Here is an 18205-nt window from a genome sequence, read left to right on the forward strand (position 1 = left end):
CCGGTCACAGCCCGTTGCCGATGCGCGCCAAGGCGCCACGGCCTACGCCGCCTGCTTCCCGCCGTCCGGGGCCGCCGTGAGGGCGTGCTTGAGCTGGCTGCGGGCGTCGCTACGTTCCGGTGCGGCAACCTCGCTCCAGAAGGCGGGCGTGACGATCGCGGCGGACAACTCGCGCTCCTGCTCCCGGCGTTCGGCGACGTCCTGCTGTTCCTGATCCGTCCAGCCCGGCGAGTCGGGGCGTGCCGGGGACGCGGCGAGCCAGTGGCCCTCGGGGCGCTGCCACCCTTCCATCGCCTCCACCGGGTAGGGCAACTTCTTGAGCAGTGCGGAGAGTTCAGCGCGGGCCGTGTTGAGGTCCTGCTGCAGCTGGAGCAGATCGTCGGGATGGTCGAACTTCGCCACGCCGGGATATTCGTTCGATCCCCGACCATCGGGAGCCCGGCGTGCCGGTCCACGGCACCCGGCGCAGGCGCCAGGCAATTCTTGGAAGACCAAGCGTTCGGCCGACGGCGAGAGGCGGAATACTTCTCGTTGCCTCTTGCCTTCCCGGCGCGCTTCGGCGGGACTCCTGAGGTGCCTTCATGCTCCGATATGTGGGAGTACGCGTAGGATTTGCGCTGATCCGGGGTAGCGCATGCTGGTCAGACTGAGGTGTGCGTCCAGGTTGCCGTCCACGAGGCCGGACAAGAGGGATGCGAATGGCGTTTGGGGTGTGTGGACGAATGTGTCGACGATGCGGCTGTATCGCGTGATGGCCGTGTCAATTGCGGTATGCAGTTCGCCTGGAGACCGGGCGTGGAAGAGGACCCAGTTGGATGTCACGTAGGCGTTAGCGGCTCCTTTCCGTACTTCCTCCTCATCCTTGGTGATGGACGCCAGATCGTTGACCAGGTAGATCGCCTCCACCGCGAGCTCGTTGAACTCCTGTGCTTCGGACCCGGGGGTGGGAACGGGCAAGCCGCGGACAGTCCGCCAGCAGGTGACGTACGGCAGGTTGCCGATGGTCTGCCGCCGCAGGGCATGGAACTGCTCCTCGGTCATGGTGTGGACATCGTGCTGGGCTTCCGTGGCCACGGCGGAGCACAAGTCCGCAAGCTCAGTCGTGAACTGCTGGGTGTCCAGGGCCCGCTTGTTCATCTCGTCCAGCAGCGCATGACACAGGACGCCGCACTCACCACTCGCCGCCGGGCGACCACTGCGCAGCTGCTGCTCCAGATTGGCCAGTTGGTCCGTCGGACCGTCATCCACGCACAGGAAGAAGACGATGTACTTCCCGCCGAGCAGGCTCTCGTCCAGGGTCGCATCGGATGGTGCGCCACAAGTCTCGAAGGTGGCCGCAACGTAGGCCATCTGGGCATGCCAGGCGGCGCCTTGCCCGCAAGAGCACAGCCGGAGGGACCAGGCGAGCAGTTCCCGAGTGAGGTCACGGTGCCGCTGATTGATCATGCGGAACGGGGCGAGCAGATCGGTACTCATCGCGGCTCCTCAGATTGTGTCAGTGCCTTACTGGTCTGGCCGGTGTGTGGAAGGGCGGCGGCATGGCGTGGTGGGTTGTGGGGGTGCAGGGCTGCGAGGGCGAAGAGAGTGGTCAGCTGTGGCGAGCCGAAGTACAGGGGCACACGACCGAGGCGGTAGTAGGGGCGGGCGGGCCAGGAGCCATCCGGTCGTTGGTGGCGTACGAGGGCGGCGCGCCGTTCGTCTTGTGCGTGTGTGTGGGCAAGGTTGTTGGCCGCGATGGTTCGCAGGGCCAACTGGAGTGGATCATCCGCTGCCTCCTGGGTGGTGAGGTATGCCTCGCGCTGGACGAGGGCGGTCCGCAAGGCGTCGGTGAGTGGGGCGGTGTGTGCGGTGGTGTGCAGGCACAGGCGCGATGCCGCGTGGAGGAAGGCGTCGGGTGAGGGGTAGTAGCGCGTTCCGTGCCGGTAGCGTCCGGAGTCGAGATGCTCTCTGACGTAATCCAGGGTGGCTGCCATGGTCCGGTGGCAATTCTCGGTGAGCGCTGATGGTGCGGCCAGGCTCATGGTGTGCAGGGCATTGGCGCAGACGACGGGGTCGTGCTTGCGTCCCCTGGGTGTGGCGCCCGGCTCGGCCCCATCGTCCCAGTAGACCATCACAACCCCGGGATGCAGGCCGGGGCGACGGCCCCTTTCGGTGGATCCCGTTGCGGGCGGGGCGGCTGCGTCGCCCAGTTCCCGCACGACGGCATGCAGCCTGTGCCGGGGCATGGCGCCATGCGCGGACAGGCCGCTGGCGGCGTGAGCCGTACAGTCGGTATCGGCGGCGAATTGGCCGACGGCCGGGAAGAACCGGAACCTGTGCTGCCAGCGGCTGCTGTCGACCTGCCGGACCAGCGCAGCACCAGCCGTGGGACTCAGGCAAGCTGCCGGCAGCACCGACAAGGCGAGCATGGCCGAGAACGCCTCGTCTGCCGGATTGAACCCGAGGTCGATGCCGAACTGTCGCAGCACGCGCGCGCGGGCCTCGGTGCCTGAGCAGCAATGATGGAAGAGACGGTCGGTGGCAAGCTGGGCAGCCGGCATGCCCCTGCCTTCGACCTGGTGGGAGAGGTAGCTCAGCCCCCGCCCGATTGCCCCTTCGGCCTTGTCCCGGCCGTTCACGTGGTGCCCGTCTGGCCGTCAGGGGCGGTCAGTTGCCGGGGTAAGGCGAAGCGTTGTGGCTCATGGGCGGTTTCGAGGGCGTCGACGTCCGTGTAGCCGTGTGCGGCCAGCCGGCTGAGTACCCCTTCAACCAGGATTCGCGGGACGGAGGCACCGGCGGTGACACCGCCTGTGCTCACGCCGCGCAGCCAGGCGATGTCGATCTCTTCTGCGTGATCGGGCAGGCAGTCCGCCTCATCCGATTCGGCCGGACCGTAACCCTTGCCCTTGACCGTCATCACATGCACCAGCACCGGACGCCGCATCGCCCGCGCCCTCCGCAGCACCGCCTCGATCCCGGCGGTGTTGTGGCCGTCGATCGGTCCGAAGTAGGTGAAGCCGAGCTCGGTGAACAGGTTCTGGCATGCCTCCGGGCCCCCGCCCTGCTTCAACGCCGCCACGTGAGCAGCCAGCGCCCCGGTGGTGGGGGCGTAGGAACGGCCGTTGTCGTTCAGGACCACGATCACCGGCCTCTCGGGAGCGCCGCCGGTGTTGTTCAGGGCTTCCCAGGCCATGCCACCGGTCATCGCGCCGTCGCCGATGGCCGCCACCACCGCCCGTTCCGTCTCGCCGTTGAGGGCGCGGGCCTTGGCCAGGCCGTCCGCGTACGACAGGGCCGTGGAGGCGTGCGAGTTCTCCACCAGGTCGTGCGTGTGGCCGTAGTGGGGAGTTCACCGGCCGGTATGGCCCGTGCCGCCTGCGGGTCGGGCAGGTTGGCCGAGATGGGCGTGGCGGCAGTCATCGGGACCTTCCTTCGCCGGGGTCCGGGGCAGGTGTGGCCAGAACCAACCGAGCGTGCCGTGCCCGCAGTTGGAGGCGGGCGGGAGCCGGGTACAACAAGTGCACCGCCCCAGCCCCGGGCCGCACAGAGGGCCAAGGCGGTGAATGCGCTGCAACCGATGCAACATTGCGTGCTTGTGAAATACGGGCGGGGGCGGTCCGGCAGACCGGAGCCAGGGAAGGAAGAGATGCCCCAAACGCCCAACACCCGCCTGCGGACCCTGCTGGCGGAGGCCGACTGGAATGGCGCCCAACTTGCCGCGGCCCTGCGGCAGATGGCCGCCGAACACGGGCATCAGCTGGCCTGTGACCGGTCGATGGTCTCGCGCTGGCTGTCGGGGACCACGCCCCGGCCGCCCGTGCCAGCCTTACTACTGGAGGCGCTGTCGCGACGGCTTCAGCGGCCCGTCGGCCCGGTGGAGGCGGGCCTGTCCCGCGCCCCGTCCGAAGTGCTCGATCTGTCCTGGGTGGCTGACCCGTTGCGCCGGCTGTCCGCACTCACGAGCGCCGACCTCGACCCCGCTCGGCGTCAGCTACTGGGCGCCGGGGTGTTCAGCCTGGCCGCCCTGGCCGTGCCCGCCTCCGGGCAGCCGCGCGAGAACGCGCTCACCGCGCAGTCCCCGGGCTCATCCCTTGCGAGGGGCCGTGTGGGGCGGGCGGAAGTGGAGCAGATGCAGACCATGGCCCGCGTCTTCGCCGAGGCCTCCGAGGCTCACGGGCCGGGCCACGTACGCACAGCGCTGGCCGCCTACCTCGGCCATGACGTGACCGGGTACCTGCAGGCCCCCGCCACCGAGGACCTGCATTGCCGCCTGCTGTCCGGGGCCGCTCAGCTGACCGTGCTGCTCGGCACCATGTGCGCCGGCAGCGGTGCGGACGCACTGGCTCAGCACTACCACCGCACCGCCGCTCAGTTGGCGGCCGAGGGCGGCGATACCGCCACCTTCGCCATCGCGCTGCGCACCATGTCCGCGCACGCCTACGACCTGGGCCACCGCACCCCCGCCGTCCTCAACCTCGCGCAGCGCGCCGCAGACACCACCCGCGACGCCGCCCCGATCATCGCCGCCTACGCCCAGGCCCACCTGGCGGTCATGCAGGCCCACCACGACAAGCACGCCGCCCTGACCGCCCTCGCGGCCTCCGAACGCCTCTACGACCAGGCGCACAGCGCCGCGCCGGGGCCCTTCACCCACTATCCGGTCGGCGCCCTGCACTATCAACGCGCCCAGGCCCTGGCCGCCCTCGGTGACCCGGTCGGCGCCACCGGCGCGCTGACCGCCTCCCTGCGCCTACGCACCCCCGCCGAACGCCAGGCCCGCACCCTCACCCGGGCCCGGCTCGCCGAAACCCTCCTCGCCCAAGGGCACCTCGATGCCGCTCTCACCCACTGGCAGACGTTCCTGGGAGAGGCCCCCACCCTGCACTCCACGCGGGTGACGCGCCGCCTTCAGGACATGCGCCGTCTCCTCCACCCTCACCGCCGCCACCACGGCACCGCCCAACTCCTGACCCACGCCGCCCCCCTCCGCTGAGACGCCGGACGGCACGGCGACAACGCACTTGCCGACTGCCTGATCAGCAGGTTCAGCGGGCACCGGACCCGGGATGCCGAAGACGTGATCGAACGGATCTTGCATGACCGGAAACCTGCCTGCCTCCGGAGGTCCGCCGAGGCAGACGCACCGGGCCGGACAGCTGATTCATGCGGAAGGCGGCACGCCCAATTTCAGGAGTCCTCATCACCCGTTCACCTGACCGAGGGCCGACCTAGCCCCTACCACCGCACCGGCCGAACGCCCATCGCCTTCCGCACGGCCGTCCGCGGACGCGCACAGCCCGCCCGGTGAAGACGACACGCTGTGCGCCACGCGGCCCCCGCGCACGGTCCGAGTCACACCGCCGCCACCGCTCCGACCTCGACGTCCCGCAGACCCCGGACCGTGAGCCGGCGCGCGGCCCCGGAGCGGCCGGCAAGACGAGAGGGCGTCGGCGGCTTCCTTGCCGGCCATCCGGCGACGCTGCTCGGCGCACGCGGCCCGCACCGACCCGTTCCGGTCCTGACACCGTGCCCGCCCCCTGACCCAGGACCGCGTCCTGCGTTACTCGGTGGACGCCTTCAGGTTCGCCGCTGTGGCCCTGACCGTCGGGTGGCGGTAGAGCTGGCGCAGACGCAGGGGCGGCAGGCCGCGGGCGCGCAGCGCCGCGCCGATACGGACCGCGAACAGAGAGTTGCCGCCCAGTTCGAAGAAGTCGTCGTCCAACTCCACGGGCGTGCACAGGACCTCGCTCCAGATCTCGCGCAGATTCTCGGCGAGGTCGTCGTCGGTGGCGGGCTCCCGCGGCTTCGCGGACCCCGCCGGTACGCGCCGCACCTCCGGCGCGGGCAGCTTCGCCGTGTCCAGCTTGCCGTTCGGGGTCAGCGGAAGCACGTCCAGGGCGGTGACCGTGGCGGGGAGCATGTACGCGGGGAGGATGCCCGCGGCCCGGTCGCGGACCGCGCCGGGGTCGCCGCCCGGGGACAGCACCACGTAGGCGTCGATACGGGCGGTGGCCGCGTCGACCGGGTCGTGACGGTGGACCACGACGGCGGCCGTACGGACCCCGGGGTCCTCCAGCAGGACGGATCGGATCTCGTCGAGTTCGATGCGGAAACCGCGGATCTTGACCTGGCTGTCGATCCGGCCGAGGTGTTCGAGCCGGCCGTCGGGGCGCAACCGCCCCAGGTCGCCACTGCGGTACAGCGTGCCGTCGGCGAACGGGTCCGGCACGAACCGCTCGGCCGTCAGCTCCTCCTGCCCCAGGTAGCCGAGCGCGACCCCCGCACCGCCGACGCATATCTCGCCCGCCACGCCCGGCGGCAGCAGCCGGCCCCGCCCGTCCATCACATACAGGTGCCAGCCGGGCAGGGCGTGGCCGACGGAGCGGGTGGCGGCCAGGGCCAGTTTGCGGGTGAGGGTCTGCTCGGTGACGTGGACCGTCGTCTCCGTGATGCCGAACATGTTCACCACCCGGCACGTCGACTCGGGGTGCCGGTCGAACCAGCCGAGCATCATGCGGGCGTCGAGCGGTTCGCCGCCGAAGACGATCAGGCGGACCGTCAGGTCGGCGTGGTCGACGTCCAGGAGCTGGGCGAAGGCCGACGGGGTCTGGCTGAGGACCGTGACCTTCTCGGTGGCGAGCAGATCGCGGAAGCGGTCGGGCTCGCGCGAGACGAAGTAGGGCACGACGACCAGCCGGCCGCCGGTGAGCAGGCAGCCCCAGATCTCCCACACCGAGAAGTCGAAGGCGCTGGAGTGGAACCAGGTCCATACGTCCTCGGTGCCGAGACCGTACTCGCCGCGGGTGGCGTCGATCAGGGCGAGGACGTTGCGGTGCGGGACGACGACCCCCTTGGGGCGGCCGGTGGAGCCGGACGTGTAGATCACGTAAGCGGCGGTGTCGGGCGTACCGGCCGTCGGCGGGAGCACGGCGTCGGGGTGTTGCGCGGCCTCGTCGAGCAGTTCGTCCGGTGTCACCGGCGCACAGCCCGCCACCTCCGGGAACTCGGCGAGCCGGGTGATCACCGTGCGCAACCCCGCGTCCCGTGCTGTGTGGGCGATACGGTCCGCCGGGTAGGCCGGGTCGATGGGTACGTAGGTCGCGCCGGCCTTGAGTACGGCGAGCAGGGTGACGATCAGTTCCGCGGTGCGCTCCAGGCAGACGCCCACCCGGTCGCCGGCCGCGACGTTGCGCTCCCGCAGGCCGTGCGCCAGCAGAGCCGACCGCTCGTCCAACTCGCCGTAGGTGAGTCCGGCCGCGCCCTCGGTCACGGCGATGCGCTCCGGTGTGGCCGCCGCGATCCGGGCGAACGCCTCGGGCACGGTCACCGGCGTGGTGGTCAGCGGGCGGGACGGGCGCCCGAGTGCCGCCACACGGTCGCGCTCGTCCTCGTCGAGCAGACCGACGTCGTCGACCGCGGTCCGGGGTGAGGTCAGGATCATCCCGTGCACCCGCGCCAGGTACCGGGCGAACTGTGCGACGATCTCCGTGGAGACATGGCCGCCGACGTGGTCGCAGCGCAGCCACCAGCCGTCGGCGTCGTTGAACACCGACAGGGTGAGCGGAAACGGCGGTGCGAGGCAGGGCACGTACGCGCCGGGGAGTCCCGCTCTGTCGAACAGCAGGCCGGCGAGTGCGGGGCCCTCCGCGGGGGCGGGCTTCAGCTCGCCCAGCGTCGGAGCCTCCGGCACGGTGAAGGTGCCGTGGTCGGTGCCGATGAGCGGGATGGTCTCGGGGTCGTGGCGGCGCAGGGTCACGGCGAGGGCAGCGAGCCAGCTCGCCTCGGCGCCTCCGTCGTCGAGGGCGAGGAGGTAGGGGACGGTGGGGCCGTCGTCGCCCAGACCCCAGGCGGGAGCGGGTGCCGCGGGCGAGGTGCGGCCCACTTCCGGTGTGTGGGACTCCCCGGCTCCCGGCTCGACGGGCTCGCCGGCCGCCAGCCGCCCGAGAGCCGCGCGATCCCACCGGTCCCGTGCGGCCACCAGGACCAGGTCGCAGAGGCCGTCGGCGTAACGCAGCAGCACCCTGCGCAGCCCCTCGGCCGGGCGAGCGAGTTCGGTGGCGCGGCGGCGCTCGGCGAGCGGGTCCGCCGCCGGAGCGGGGACGTCCTCGATCCACAGCCCCGGAGGGGCGGTCGGATACGGCGAGCGGTCCGAGCGGACGCGCACCGCGTGGCAGCGGGCCGCGAGGTGGAGGGGGCCTGACACGGTCGTACTCCTTGCTGGTCCGGGGAGTTGTTCCGCGGAGTCGGTCGGGAAGGGCGGACGGGGCGGGAGCTCAGCGAATGCTGAACCCGCCGTCCACGGTCAGGACCGAGCCGGTGATCTGACGCGACTCGTCCGAGGCGAGGAAGACCACCGCGGCGCCGACGTCCTCGGGCTCGATCAGGGCGTTCATCGGCTGCGCCTCGACGAAGGTCCTCTCGTGCTCGTGCACCGGGACTTCGAGCGCCCTGGCGATCTCGGCGAGCATCCGGCCCTCGGCCCGCGCGTCGTCGCGCACCGATCCGGGACAGACCGCGTTCACACGCACCTTGGTCGGCGCGTAGTCGAGCGCCGCCGCCTTGGTCAGCCCGACGACGGCGTGCTTGGCGGCGACGTATCCGGCGAAGTTCCGGTAGCCCACCAGCCCCGCGGTGGAGGCGACGTTGACGATGCTTCCGGCACGCCGGGCGCTCATCGCCTTGCCGACCTCGCGGATCACCCGCCAGGCGCCGGAGAGGTCCACGTCGATCATCAGGGACCACTCCTCCTCGGCGATCTCGTGCACCGGCTTGCCCGAGGGTGCGGCGATGCCCGCGTTGTTCACGGCGACGTCGATCCGGCCGAACCGGTCCTCGGCTCGGGTCACCGCCTCCCGTACGGCGCGCAGGTCACGGATGTCGGCTTCGGCCGTGAGGACGGCCGCGCCCGCCTCCCGGCACAGCGCGGCCGTGTGAGTCAACTGCCCAGGGGTGCCCAGCGGGTAGGGCACGCCGGGCAGGTCGGCGCAGATGTCCAGCAGGGTGAGATCGGCGCCCTCGGCGGCACAGGCGAGCGCGGTGGCCCTGCCGAGTCCGCGGGCGGCGCCGGTGACGAGGACCGACTTGCCGTGCAGACGCATCGGGAACTCCTTGAAGGTCAGTGCGTTGAGGAGGACCGAGGGCGGGGCGGAACTACAGGACCGTCGAGACGATCAGCCGGACCAGCGCGGGCGCGGCGTCGGTGAGGTACATGTGGCCGCCGGGGACCTCGACATGCTCGAAGTCCCGGCCCGCGACCTTGCTCCAGGACTCGGCGTCGTCGTAGCCGACCAGGTCGTCGTCCTCGCCCCGGACGACCGTGAGAGGGGCGTTCAGCGGGAGGTCGGTGGAGGGCGAGTAGTTCTCGTGCATCTCGACGTCCGCGCGCAGGGCGGGCAGGACCATCTCGCGCATCTCCGGGTCGTCCAGCGCCGGATGGTGGTAGCCGGCGAACTCCCCGACCTGGGCGAGGAACTCCTCGTCGGACAGGCCGGTGGCCCGCCGCTCGCGTCCCCGGGCCGGTTCCGGCGACCCGCTGACGAACAGGTGGGCCAGCTCGACGCCGGGCTCCGCGACCAGCCGGTGGGCGAGTTCGTAGGCGAGCACCGCGCCGAGGCTGTGCCCGAAGAGGACCGCCCTGCCACCGCCGTCACCGAGCCGCTCCCTCAGCTCGGTCAGGAGACCGGCGACGGCCTGGTGCGCGTCACGGTACGGCTCCTCGTCGATCAGCCGCTCGCGGCCCGGCAGTTGCAGGGGCACGATCTCCACCCCGTCCCCGGCCAGGGCCGTCCAGGGCCGGTAGAACGATGCGCCCGCCCCGGCGTACGGCAGGCAGATCAGCTTGGTCGTGTCACGCGTGGTCATGGGTGCGGGTGTCTCCTTGTGAGTGGGGGGCTTCGTGCGCGCCTCGTGGGCGAGGACTCGCGGGGTGCCGATCGGAAGCGAGCAGGCCGGCGCGTTCCGCCGCCTCGACGGCGGTGCGCAGCGCCGCGGCGGCGCGCTGCGGGCCGGGCAGACCGGGGCCGACCGGCATGACGTTGAGCGTGGTGGCGCCGGCCTCGGCGAACGCCGTCATCCGCTCGGCGATGCGCTCCCGCGGGCCGAGCAGCGAGGTGGCGTCGAGGAATTCGAGCGGCACGGCGGCCATGGCACCCGGGTAGTCACCGGCCAGGAAACGCTCCTGGACGGCGCGGGCCTCGGCTCCGAAGCCCATGCGCTCGGCCAGCTGGGTGTAGTGGTTGTCCGCACGCCCGCCCATGCCGCCGAGGTACAGCGCGGCGTAGCCCCGCACCCGGCGTGCGCAGGCCCGCCAGTCGGTGCCGGTCACCAGGGGCACGCCCGGGGCGATGTCGAACCCGTCGAGGGTGCGGCCCGACTTGGCGAGGCCGGCCTTGAGGGGCTGCAACTGCTGGGCGGCGTGGGCGGGTGAGAAGAACACCGGAAGCCAGCCGTCGGCGATCTCCCCGGCCAGCTCCAGGTTCCTCGGGCCGAGCGCGGCGAGGTAGACCGGGATCCGCTCGCGCTGCGGCCGGATGGTGAGGGCGAGTGCCTTGCCCGGGCCGTCCGGCAGCGGAAGCGTGAAGTGGCGGCCGTCGAACTCCAACGGCTCCCGGCGCAGCGCCCGCCGCACCAGCTCGACGTATTCACGGGTACGGCCCAGCGGTGAGCCGAACCTGACGCCGTGCCAGCCCTCCGAGACCTGGGGTCCGGACACGCCGAGGCCGAGCCTGAGCCGTCCGCCGGACAGGGTGTCCAGGGTGGCGGCGGTCATCGCCGTCATGGCGGGCGAGCGGGCGGGGATCTGCAGGACGGCGCTGCCGACGTCGATGCGGGTGGTGCGGGCGGCGATCCAGGACAGCAGGGTGACGGCGTCGGATCCGTAGGCCTCGGAGACCCACACCGCCGAGTAGCCGAGGTCCTCGGCCAGAGAGGCGAGCGGGAGGCTGGAAGCGTCGTTGCCGCCGACCCAGTAGCCGAGGTTGAGGCCGAGGCGCAGGGTGGGGACGGTCATGGGGGGCTCCTGTACGGGCGGGCGCGAGGGCCGGCCCGGCCCGGTCGTGGCGCGATCGCGTCGCGGTCAGCGGCTTGTGCGGGTGCGGTAGCGCCAGGTCGACAGCGTGACGAAGACGGCGATGAGCAGCACCGAGCAGGCCGTCGTGTACAGCGCGGGATGCTGGGCGGGCCAGTCGTGCTGCATGCGGAAGCCGGGCGGTGGCGTGTTGCCGAAGAACATGCGCAGCGCGCCCGCGAGCGAGGTGATGGGGTTCCAGGCGGCCACGGTGGACAGCGGGCCGGGCAGGGAGGAACCGGAGACGAACGCGGAGGAGATGAACGTCACCGGGAACAGCCAGATCAGGCCGAGGCTGCCCGCCACCTGGATGTTCGGCGCGACGAGGGCGACGGACACGCCGATCCAGGACATCGCGAAGGAGAACAGCAGCGCCAGCAGGACCCCGGCGGCGACCTCGAACGGCCCGGTGTGCGGGCGCCAGCCCATCAGCAGACCGCAGGTGGTGGTGACGGTGACGCTCGCCACGCAGGTGGCGAGGTCGGACGTGGTCCGGCCGAGCAGCAGTGCCACGCGGGAGATCGGCAGCGCGCGGAAGCGGTCGATCATGCCCTGTTCCAGGTCCCGGGCGAGCCCGACCGTGGTGAACGTGGTGGTGAAGGCCACCGTCTGCGCGAGCAGCCCGCTCACCATGTACGAGCGGTAGGCCGGGCCGCCCAGGCTGTTGCCGAAGACGTAGCCGATGAGCATGGCGTACACGACCGGCTCGACCAGACAGGCGATCAGCAGGCCGGGATTGCGCAGCAGATGCAGCAGGTTGCGCAGGGCCAGGTCGGCGCTCTCGGCGAGCACGCGCAGGACGGGACTGCGCCGGGCGCGGGTACGGCGGGGGCCGGTCGCCGGCGCGTCCCGGCGCGGGGTGCGGGCGCTGCGCACATCGGTGGTCGCCGTCATCACGCCGCCTCCCGGCGGGCGCGGCTGGTCAGGCCGAGGAATACGTCGTCGAGTGTGCAGCGGCTGAGTCCGATCTCCAGCACATCGACCTGCTCGCCCTCGAGTGCGGTCAGGGCTCGGCCCAGTGCGGCCCGGCCGTCGGCGGCGGCCACCTCCACGCGCCGGGCACGCCGGTCCACCGCCGGGGTCGCGCCGGTCGCCCGCTGCGCGGCGCGTGCCGCCGCGTCGAGCTGGTGGTCCTCGGCGACACACACGACGAGCCGGTTGCCGGCGGCCGCCTTCAGCTCGTCGCTGGTGCCCTCCGCCACGACCTGCCCCCGGTCGATCACGGTGATCCGGTCGGCGAGGCGGTCCGCCTCCTCCAGGTACTGGGTCGTCAGCAGGATCGTGGTGCCGGCGGCGACCAGTTCACCGACCGCCTCCCACGTGTCGAGCCGGCTTTCGGGGTCGAGCCCGGTCGTCGGCTCGTCCAGCACGACCAGGGGCGGGGAACCGACGAGAGCGGCGGCCAGATCCAGTCGCCGGCGCATCCCGCCCGAGTAGGTGCCGGCCTGGCGCCCGGCCACGTCGGTCAGCCGGAACCGGGACAGCAGGTCATCTGCGATGCGGCGGGCCGTACGACGCCCCACGCCCCGCAGCTTCCCGAGGAGGTAGAGGTTTTCGAAACCCGTCAGCACACCGTCGACCGTCGAGTACTGACCGGCCGTTCCAATCGCGGAGCGTACCTTCTCCGGTTCTTCAGTCACGCTCCAGCCATTGACGAAAGCTCGCCCGGAGTCCGGTTCGAGGAGTGTCGTCAGGATTTTCACCAGGGTGGTTTTTCCGGCTCCATTCGGCCCCAAGAGCCCCATGACTTCACCTGGATGGATTTCCAGCTCAATGCCACGTAACGCGTGATTCTTTCGGTATTTTTTCTGTAGGTCTTGGACCAGTATGGAGGATGCGGTCGGGGTAGGCACAGACCAGTTATATGCGGCTCCGGCGATGTGAGTCGACCACGAAAGAGTCAACAAACAAAGACTCATCGATGACTTTGCTTGACGTCTGCTTGGACTTTATTTAAGTTGATCGTCTCTCTTGGTCATCTAAAGTTCCTGTCGTGCAAGAATTACTCACGCCACTGAGGGAACGGGCGGCGCGCGATCCGCAGCAGCCGGCCGTGACTTTTGTTTCGGAATTCAGCGACATCAAACGGACAGTGCGCGACCGGGCGGAACTGGACCTGCATTCGAGGCGCATTGCCTCCTGGCTCCAGGAGCGGCTTGCTCCGGGAGACAGAGCACTTCTCCTCTACTCCCCGGGAATCGAGTTCACCACAGCCTTTTCCGCCTGTGTCCACGCGGGCGTCATCGCCGTGCCCGCCCCGCTGCCTGGCCGCTACCGGCACGAGCGCCGCAGGCTCGCCGCCATCGCCCGCGACGCGGGAGTACGCGCCGTCCTGACACAGCAGAGCGACCTCCCGGACGTCGAGAAGTGGGTCGCCGAGGAGGGCGTCACCGGTGCGGTCTGCCACCCGACCGACGCCGGTGACGGGGACCCGGGCGCCTGGACCGCTCCGGAGGTGTCGTCCGAGACCCTGGCCCTGCTCCAGTACACGTCGGGATCGACCGGCGACCCCAAGGGCGTCATGGTCACCCACGGCAACCTGGTCGCCAACGTGGACCGCATGGCCCGCATGTTCGGGAACGACAGCGCCACCGCGTACGGCGGCTGGATCCCCCTGTACCACGACATGGGGCTGATCGGCCTGATGCTGCCCGGCCTCCTGCTCGGGAACGGGTACGTCCAGATGGACCCCATGTCCTTCCTGCGCCGCCCGTACCACTGGCTGCGCATGCTGGACGCCTGCGACGTCAACTTCACCGCCGCGCCCGACTTCGGGTACGAGATGTGTGTCCGCCGGGTCACCGACGAACAACTCGCCACGCTCGACCTGTCCCGGCTCAAGGCGGCCAACGGCTCCGAGCCGGTCCGCGCCGACGTGGTCGCCGCCTTCACCGAGCGGTTCGCCGCAGCGGGACTGCGGCCGGAGGCGCTCATACCCGTGTACGGCCTGGCGGAGGCGACGCTGATGGTCTCCGGGACGTCCCGGAGGCCACCACGGTGCACCCCGGTCGTCACCGCCGCACTGGAGGACGGGCGCCTGCGGCCGGCCGACGGCACGCAGCCGTCCCGCGTACTCGTCGGATGCGGTGCCCCGGCCGGATCCGACACGCTGATCGTCGACCCCGACACCGGCGACGCCCTGCCCGAGGGCCGCATCGGCGAGATCTGGCTCGACGGCCCCTGTGTCACCGCGGGCTACTGGGAGAACGACGACACCACCGAGACCACGTTCCACGCGCACACCAGCGACGGATGCGGCCCGTTCCTGCGCACCGGCGACCTAGGCGGCCTGCTCGACGGCGACCTGTACATCACCGGCCGCCGCAAGGATGTCCTCGTGCTGCACGGCCGCAACCTGCACCCCGCGGACATCGAATACGAACTGCGGGCGCAGCACGAGGAGTTGGAGGGGCTGCACGGCGCCGTCTTCATGGTCGGACACGACGACGGGGTGGACGCCGCCCCCGCGATCGTCGTCGTGCACGAGATCCGCGCCCACTGGGGTGCCGAGCGCCTGGGCGAGATCGCCGTCGGCATGAAGCAGACCGTGGCCCGGGACTTCGGCGTGCCGGTCGCGGGCGTCGCCCTCGTCAGGCCCGGCGGCGTACGACGCACCACCAGCGGCAAGGTGCAGCGCTCGGCGATGCGCGCCCTCTACCTCGCCGCCGGACTGGAAACCCTGCACGTCGCCGAGGACCCACTGCTCACCGCGGTCCTGGCCGGGCATCGGAGGGGGACCACACGATGACCACCACGGCGGATCTGGAGAACCTGCTCGCCGCCCACGAGGACGACGTGTTCTCACCCGGCGCGCTCGCCGAACTCGACGACCGTGAGGAGTTCCCCGACGGCGCCGTCCGGTTCCTCGACGACGCCGGCCTGCCCGCCCACTACGTCCTGCTCCAGGACGGCGACTTCAGCGAGACGGTACGGCTGCTGCGCGCGGTCGCCCGCCGCGACCTGACCGTGGCCGTCGCGCACGGCAAGACGTTCCTCGGGGCGGCTCCGGTGTGGGTGGCCGGCACCCCGGAGCAGGCCGCCCGGCTCGCCGAGCGCGTGGGTGCGGGTGAGCCGGTCTGCTGGGGGCTCACCGAGCGCGACCACGGGGCCGACCTGCTCGCGAGCGAGTTCGCCGCGGTGGCCGGCACGGAGGGGGACGCGGCCGACGGCACGGGCGACGGCCGCGGGAGCGGCTGGCGGCTCACCGGCGAGAAATGGCTCATCAACAACGCCACCCGCTCCACTCTTGCCTGTGTCCTCGCCCGCACCGACCCCGCGGGCGGCGGACGTGGCTTCAGCCTCTTCCTCGTGGACAAGAACCGGCTGCCCGGGAACAGCTGGCGGAACCTGCCGAAGGTCCGGACGCACGGCATCCGTGGCGCCGACATCAGCGGCTTCGCCCTCGACGACGTCCCAGTACCGGCCGACGCCCTCATCGGGGAGCGGGGCGACGGGATCGCCGTGGTCCTCAAGACCCTCCAGCTCACCCGTGTCGCGTGCACCGCGCTCTCCCTCGGCGCCGCCGACCACGCCCTGCGGCTGGCCCGCGACTTCGCGACCGGACGCGAACTGTACGGCCGCCGCCTCGCCGGCGTCCCGCACGTGCGGCGCATCCTCGGCCGGGCGGCGGCCGCCGCACTGACCGCCGAGGCGGTGAGCGTGCTCTCCGTCCGCTCGGTGCACGCCCTGCCCGGCGAACTGAGCGTGATCTCGGCGCTCACCAAGGCCTACATCCCGACACGCACGCAGGAGACCCTCACCTCGCTCGGTGAACTCCTCGGCGTGCGCGGCTTCCTCACCTCACCCCCCGGCGGCGGCTTCGCCAAGCTGGAGCGCGACCACCGCATCTGCGCGATCTTCGACGGCAGCACGGTCGTCAACCGCGCCGCCCTCCTCAACCAGATGCCCCGCCTGGCCCGCCAGTTGAGCCGCCGTCGAGCCGACACGGAGGGCTTGCGAGCAGCCGCCGACCTCACCGCCGCACCGCCCCCGTTCGACCGGGACCGTCTGACGGTACTGTCGGTCACGGGATGCAGCGCCGTCCAGGCCCTGCCCGACCTGACCGCGCGCTTACGCGAGCAAGGGCCACCGCAGGCGGTCCCGCTCACCGAGCGGCTGCTCACCGAAGTCGACCGGATGCGGACGGAGTCGGCTGGCTTCGTCCCCGTCGCGGGCGGACTTCCCAGCTCCGCGTTCGGTATCGCCGAGGCCTACGAACGCGCCTACGCCGCTGCCGCCTGCCTGCTGCTGTGGCTGGAGAACCCCTCCCTGCGCACCGGCCGGCTCGGCGCGGACGGCCTGTGGCTGCGGGCCTGCCTGACTGCCCTGCTCGGCGAGGACGGTGAAGAGGGCACCGCTGTCTTAGACGCCCTGGCCGACGTCGTACTCGACGCGCCCGCAGAGGACTTCACCCTCTGGGGAGGTGCCGCGTGAGCACCGCCCCGGGCCTCGCCCCTCAGCGCGCCGACGAACTGGAGCGCCTCCTCGGCAGCCTCTCCGACCCGGCCAACCCCACCGGCGCCGCCGCCGTCCTCGACGCCGACGAACGCGCCGAGACGCTCGCCGCCGGGGAGTCGCTGCTGCACGCCTACGGACTCAACGCCGAGTTCGTCCCGCCCGGGCTCGGCGGCCGTCTCGAACGGGCCGACCACCTCGCCGAGGTAATGCGTTCCCTCTATCGCCGCGACCCCGCGCTCGGCCTCGGATACGGCGCCAGCTCGCTCATCGCCGGCGTCACCGTGTGGACCGCCGGAGCCGGACCCCAGAAGGAGCACGCCGCCCGCCTGCTCCTCGAAGGGCACCGCATCGCCATCGCCTTCCACGAACTCGCCCACGGCAACGACATGGCCGGCACGGAGTTCGAAGCGACTGCCACACCGGACGGGTTGCGCCTGAGCGGCCGCAAGGAGGTCGTCACCAACATCGCCCGCGCCGAAGCCATGGTCGTCCTCGCCCGCACCGATGCCCGCCCCGGCCCGCGCAGCCACTCCCTGGTCCTCGTCGACCGTGCGAGCGCCGACCCCGCGCGCCTGACCGACCTGCCGCGTTTCGGCACCGTGGGCATGCGCGGTGTCCAGCTCGGCGGCCTGCGCTTCGACGACCTGCCCGTGCCCGCCTCCGCCGTCGTCGGCAGGGTCGGCTCCGGCCTGGAGACCGCCCTGAAGGCACTCCAGATCACCCGCACGGTCCTGCCCGCGATGGCCACCGGCATCCTCGACACCGGACTGCGCATCGCCGTGGACCACCTGATGCGGCGCCGGCTCTACGGCAACGCCGCCACGGCCCTCCCACACGTCCGCTCGGTGCTGACCGGAGTCTTCGCCGACCTGCTGCGTGCCGAGGTGCTCGGCGCGGTCGGTGCCCGTGCGCTGCATGAGGTGCCCGGCGCGGCGAGCGTGTACGCCTCCGCGGTCAAGTTCGAGGTGTCCCGGCTGCTGCTGGACGCCATGGACCGGCTAGCGGAACTCCTCGGCGCCCACTTCTACCTGCGCGAGGGACCGACCGCTCTGTTCCAGAAGCTGCTGCGCGACCTCGCACCCGTCGGCTTCGGGCACATCGCGCGCGCCGCCTGCCAGATGAGCCTGCTGCCGCAGCTGCCGTCGCTCGCCCGCCGCACCTGGGACCGGCCCGGCGCGGAGGCCCCCGCCGGCCTGTACGCCCTCGCGGAGCCACTGCCACCCCTGCCGTACCAGCGGCTGGCCCTGCACGCCGCGGGCCGCGACCCGATCGCCGGTTCCCTGCCCACCCTGCTCGACGCGGACTGGGCGCCCGAGCACGCGGACCTGCGGGCCGCCATCGCCGCCGACGTTGCCGAACTGGCCGGACTTGCGGGCGTGTGCGGCCGGTTGTCGCCTGTGGAGCTCGGCGTCGACGCCCGCCCCGAGCACTACGACCTCGTCACCCGGTACGTACGCCTGCTCTCGCGCGGCGTCTGCGCCCAGGTCTGGCGGCATGCCGAGCCCGACAGCTTCCTGGCCGACCCGGCCTGGCTGCGCGCGGCCCTGCACCGCTGCGCCCCCGGTCCGCACCGGCCCGGCCCGCTGCCCGCACGGGTCGAGGACACCCTCCTCAGCGAACTCCTGGACCGGCGGGACGCCGGCCGTTCCTTCGGCCTGACCGGAAGACCCCTCGCCGTCTGAGATCCGCCTGCCACCGCAGTGC

14 protein-coding genes and 1 pseudogene are annotated in these 18205 nt (G+C 71.7%); 4 read left to right on the forward strand and 11 right to left on the reverse strand.

What is annotated here, in order from left to right; translation table 11 throughout:
- Positions 1-42: 42 nt before the first annotated feature.
- The 5 genes and pseudogenes from OOK07_RS42360 to OOK07_RS42375 all read right to left on the reverse strand — a co-directional run.
- On the reverse strand, positions 43-402 hold the full coding sequence (locus OOK07_RS42360; protein ID WP_266802514.1) for a DUF8825 domain-containing protein: 360 nt from the start codon (positions 400-402) through the stop codon (positions 43-45).
- 177 nt (positions 403-579) lie between these two features.
- The gene (locus OOK07_RS42365; protein ID WP_266802516.1) at positions 580-1476 is read right to left on the reverse strand and encodes a terpene synthase family protein; all 897 of its coding nucleotides are present in this window, start codon (positions 1474-1476) and stop codon (positions 580-582) included.
- Positions 1473-2618, reverse strand: coding sequence for a hypothetical protein (locus tag OOK07_RS42370; RefSeq protein WP_266802518.1), 1146 nt, complete (start codon positions 2616-2618; stop codon positions 1473-1475). Before OOK07_RS42370 ends, OOK07_RS42365 begins: the two co-directional genes overlap by 4 nt.
- A complete protein-coding gene (locus OOK07_RS43945; protein ID WP_524540344.1) occupies positions 2615-2842 on the reverse strand; it encodes a hypothetical protein in 228 nt (75 codons plus the stop codon). Before OOK07_RS43945 ends, OOK07_RS42370 begins: the two co-directional genes overlap by 4 nt.
- 3 nt (positions 2843-2845) lie before the next feature.
- Positions 2846-3307 (reverse strand): annotated as a pseudogene (locus OOK07_RS42375) (1-deoxy-D-xylulose-5-phosphate synthase N-terminal domain-containing protein); the annotation flags it as partial.
- A gap of 318 nt (positions 3308-3625) precedes the next feature.
- On the opposite strand from OOK07_RS42375, the gene OOK07_RS42380 reads away from it, so the two are divergent.
- Positions 3626-4972 (forward strand): NsdA family TPR-like regulatory protein, encoded by a 1347-nt coding sequence (locus tag OOK07_RS42380; protein WP_266802520.1) that lies wholly within the window; start codon positions 3626-3628, stop codon positions 4970-4972.
- A gap of 567 nt (positions 4973-5539) precedes the next feature.
- Here the strand turns inward: OOK07_RS42380 and OOK07_RS42385 are convergent.
- The 6 genes from OOK07_RS42385 to OOK07_RS42410 form a co-directional block, all read right to left on the reverse strand.
- Entirely contained in the window at positions 5540-8182 is a 2643-nt protein-coding gene (locus tag OOK07_RS42385) for a non-ribosomal peptide synthetase (RefSeq protein ID WP_266802522.1), read from the reverse strand.
- 70 nt (positions 8183-8252) lie between these two features.
- A complete protein-coding gene (locus OOK07_RS42390) occupies positions 8253-9077 on the reverse strand; it encodes an SDR family oxidoreductase (RefSeq protein ID WP_266802524.1) in 825 nt (274 codons plus the stop codon).
- Positions 9078-9129: 52 nt separating this feature from the next.
- On the reverse strand, positions 9130-9840 hold the full coding sequence (locus OOK07_RS42395) for a thioesterase II family protein (RefSeq protein WP_266802526.1): 711 nt from the start codon (positions 9838-9840) through the stop codon (positions 9130-9132).
- Entirely contained in the window at positions 9827-10987 is a 1161-nt protein-coding gene (locus OOK07_RS42400) for an LLM class F420-dependent oxidoreductase (protein ID WP_266802528.1), read from the reverse strand. The genes OOK07_RS42395 and OOK07_RS42400 overlap by 14 nt, the downstream gene beginning before the upstream one ends.
- Positions 10988-11053: 66 nt before the next feature.
- Complete coding sequence (locus OOK07_RS42405; RefSeq protein ID WP_266802530.1) at positions 11054-11938, reverse strand: ABC transporter permease; 885 nt, start codon at positions 11936-11938, stop codon at positions 11054-11056.
- Positions 11938-12963 (reverse strand): ABC transporter ATP-binding protein, encoded by a 1026-nt coding sequence (locus tag OOK07_RS42410; protein ID WP_266802532.1) that lies wholly within the window; start codon positions 12961-12963, stop codon positions 11938-11940. Before OOK07_RS42410 ends, OOK07_RS42405 begins: the two co-directional genes overlap by 1 nt.
- 74 nt (positions 12964-13037) lie before the next feature.
- Here OOK07_RS42410 and OOK07_RS42415 point away from each other — a divergent pair, with 74 nt between their 5' ends.
- Genes OOK07_RS42415 through OOK07_RS42425 form a run of 3 tightly spaced genes read left to right on the forward strand, consistent with a single transcriptional unit; the run spans position 13038 to position 18183 of the window.
- The gene (locus tag OOK07_RS42415) at positions 13038-14792 is read left to right on the forward strand and encodes a fatty acyl-AMP ligase (protein ID WP_266802534.1); all 1755 of its coding nucleotides are present in this window, start codon (positions 13038-13040) and stop codon (positions 14790-14792) included.
- Positions 14789-16477, forward strand: a complete 1689-nt coding sequence (locus OOK07_RS42420) for an acyl-CoA dehydrogenase family protein (RefSeq protein WP_266802536.1) — start codon at positions 14789-14791, stop codon at positions 16475-16477. Before OOK07_RS42415 ends, OOK07_RS42420 begins: the two co-directional genes overlap by 4 nt.
- Positions 16474-18183: an acyl-CoA dehydrogenase family protein gene (locus OOK07_RS42425; protein ID WP_266802538.1), complete on the forward strand. Its 1710-nt coding sequence runs from the start codon at positions 16474-16476 to the stop codon at positions 18181-18183. Before OOK07_RS42420 ends, OOK07_RS42425 begins: the two co-directional genes overlap by 4 nt.
- Positions 18184-18205: the final 22 nt, after the last annotated feature.

Origin of the sequence: Streptomyces sp. NBC_00078, assembly GCF_026343335.1 — a bacterium.
Classification (GTDB): Bacteria; Actinomycetota; Actinomycetes; order Streptomycetales; family Streptomycetaceae; genus Streptomyces.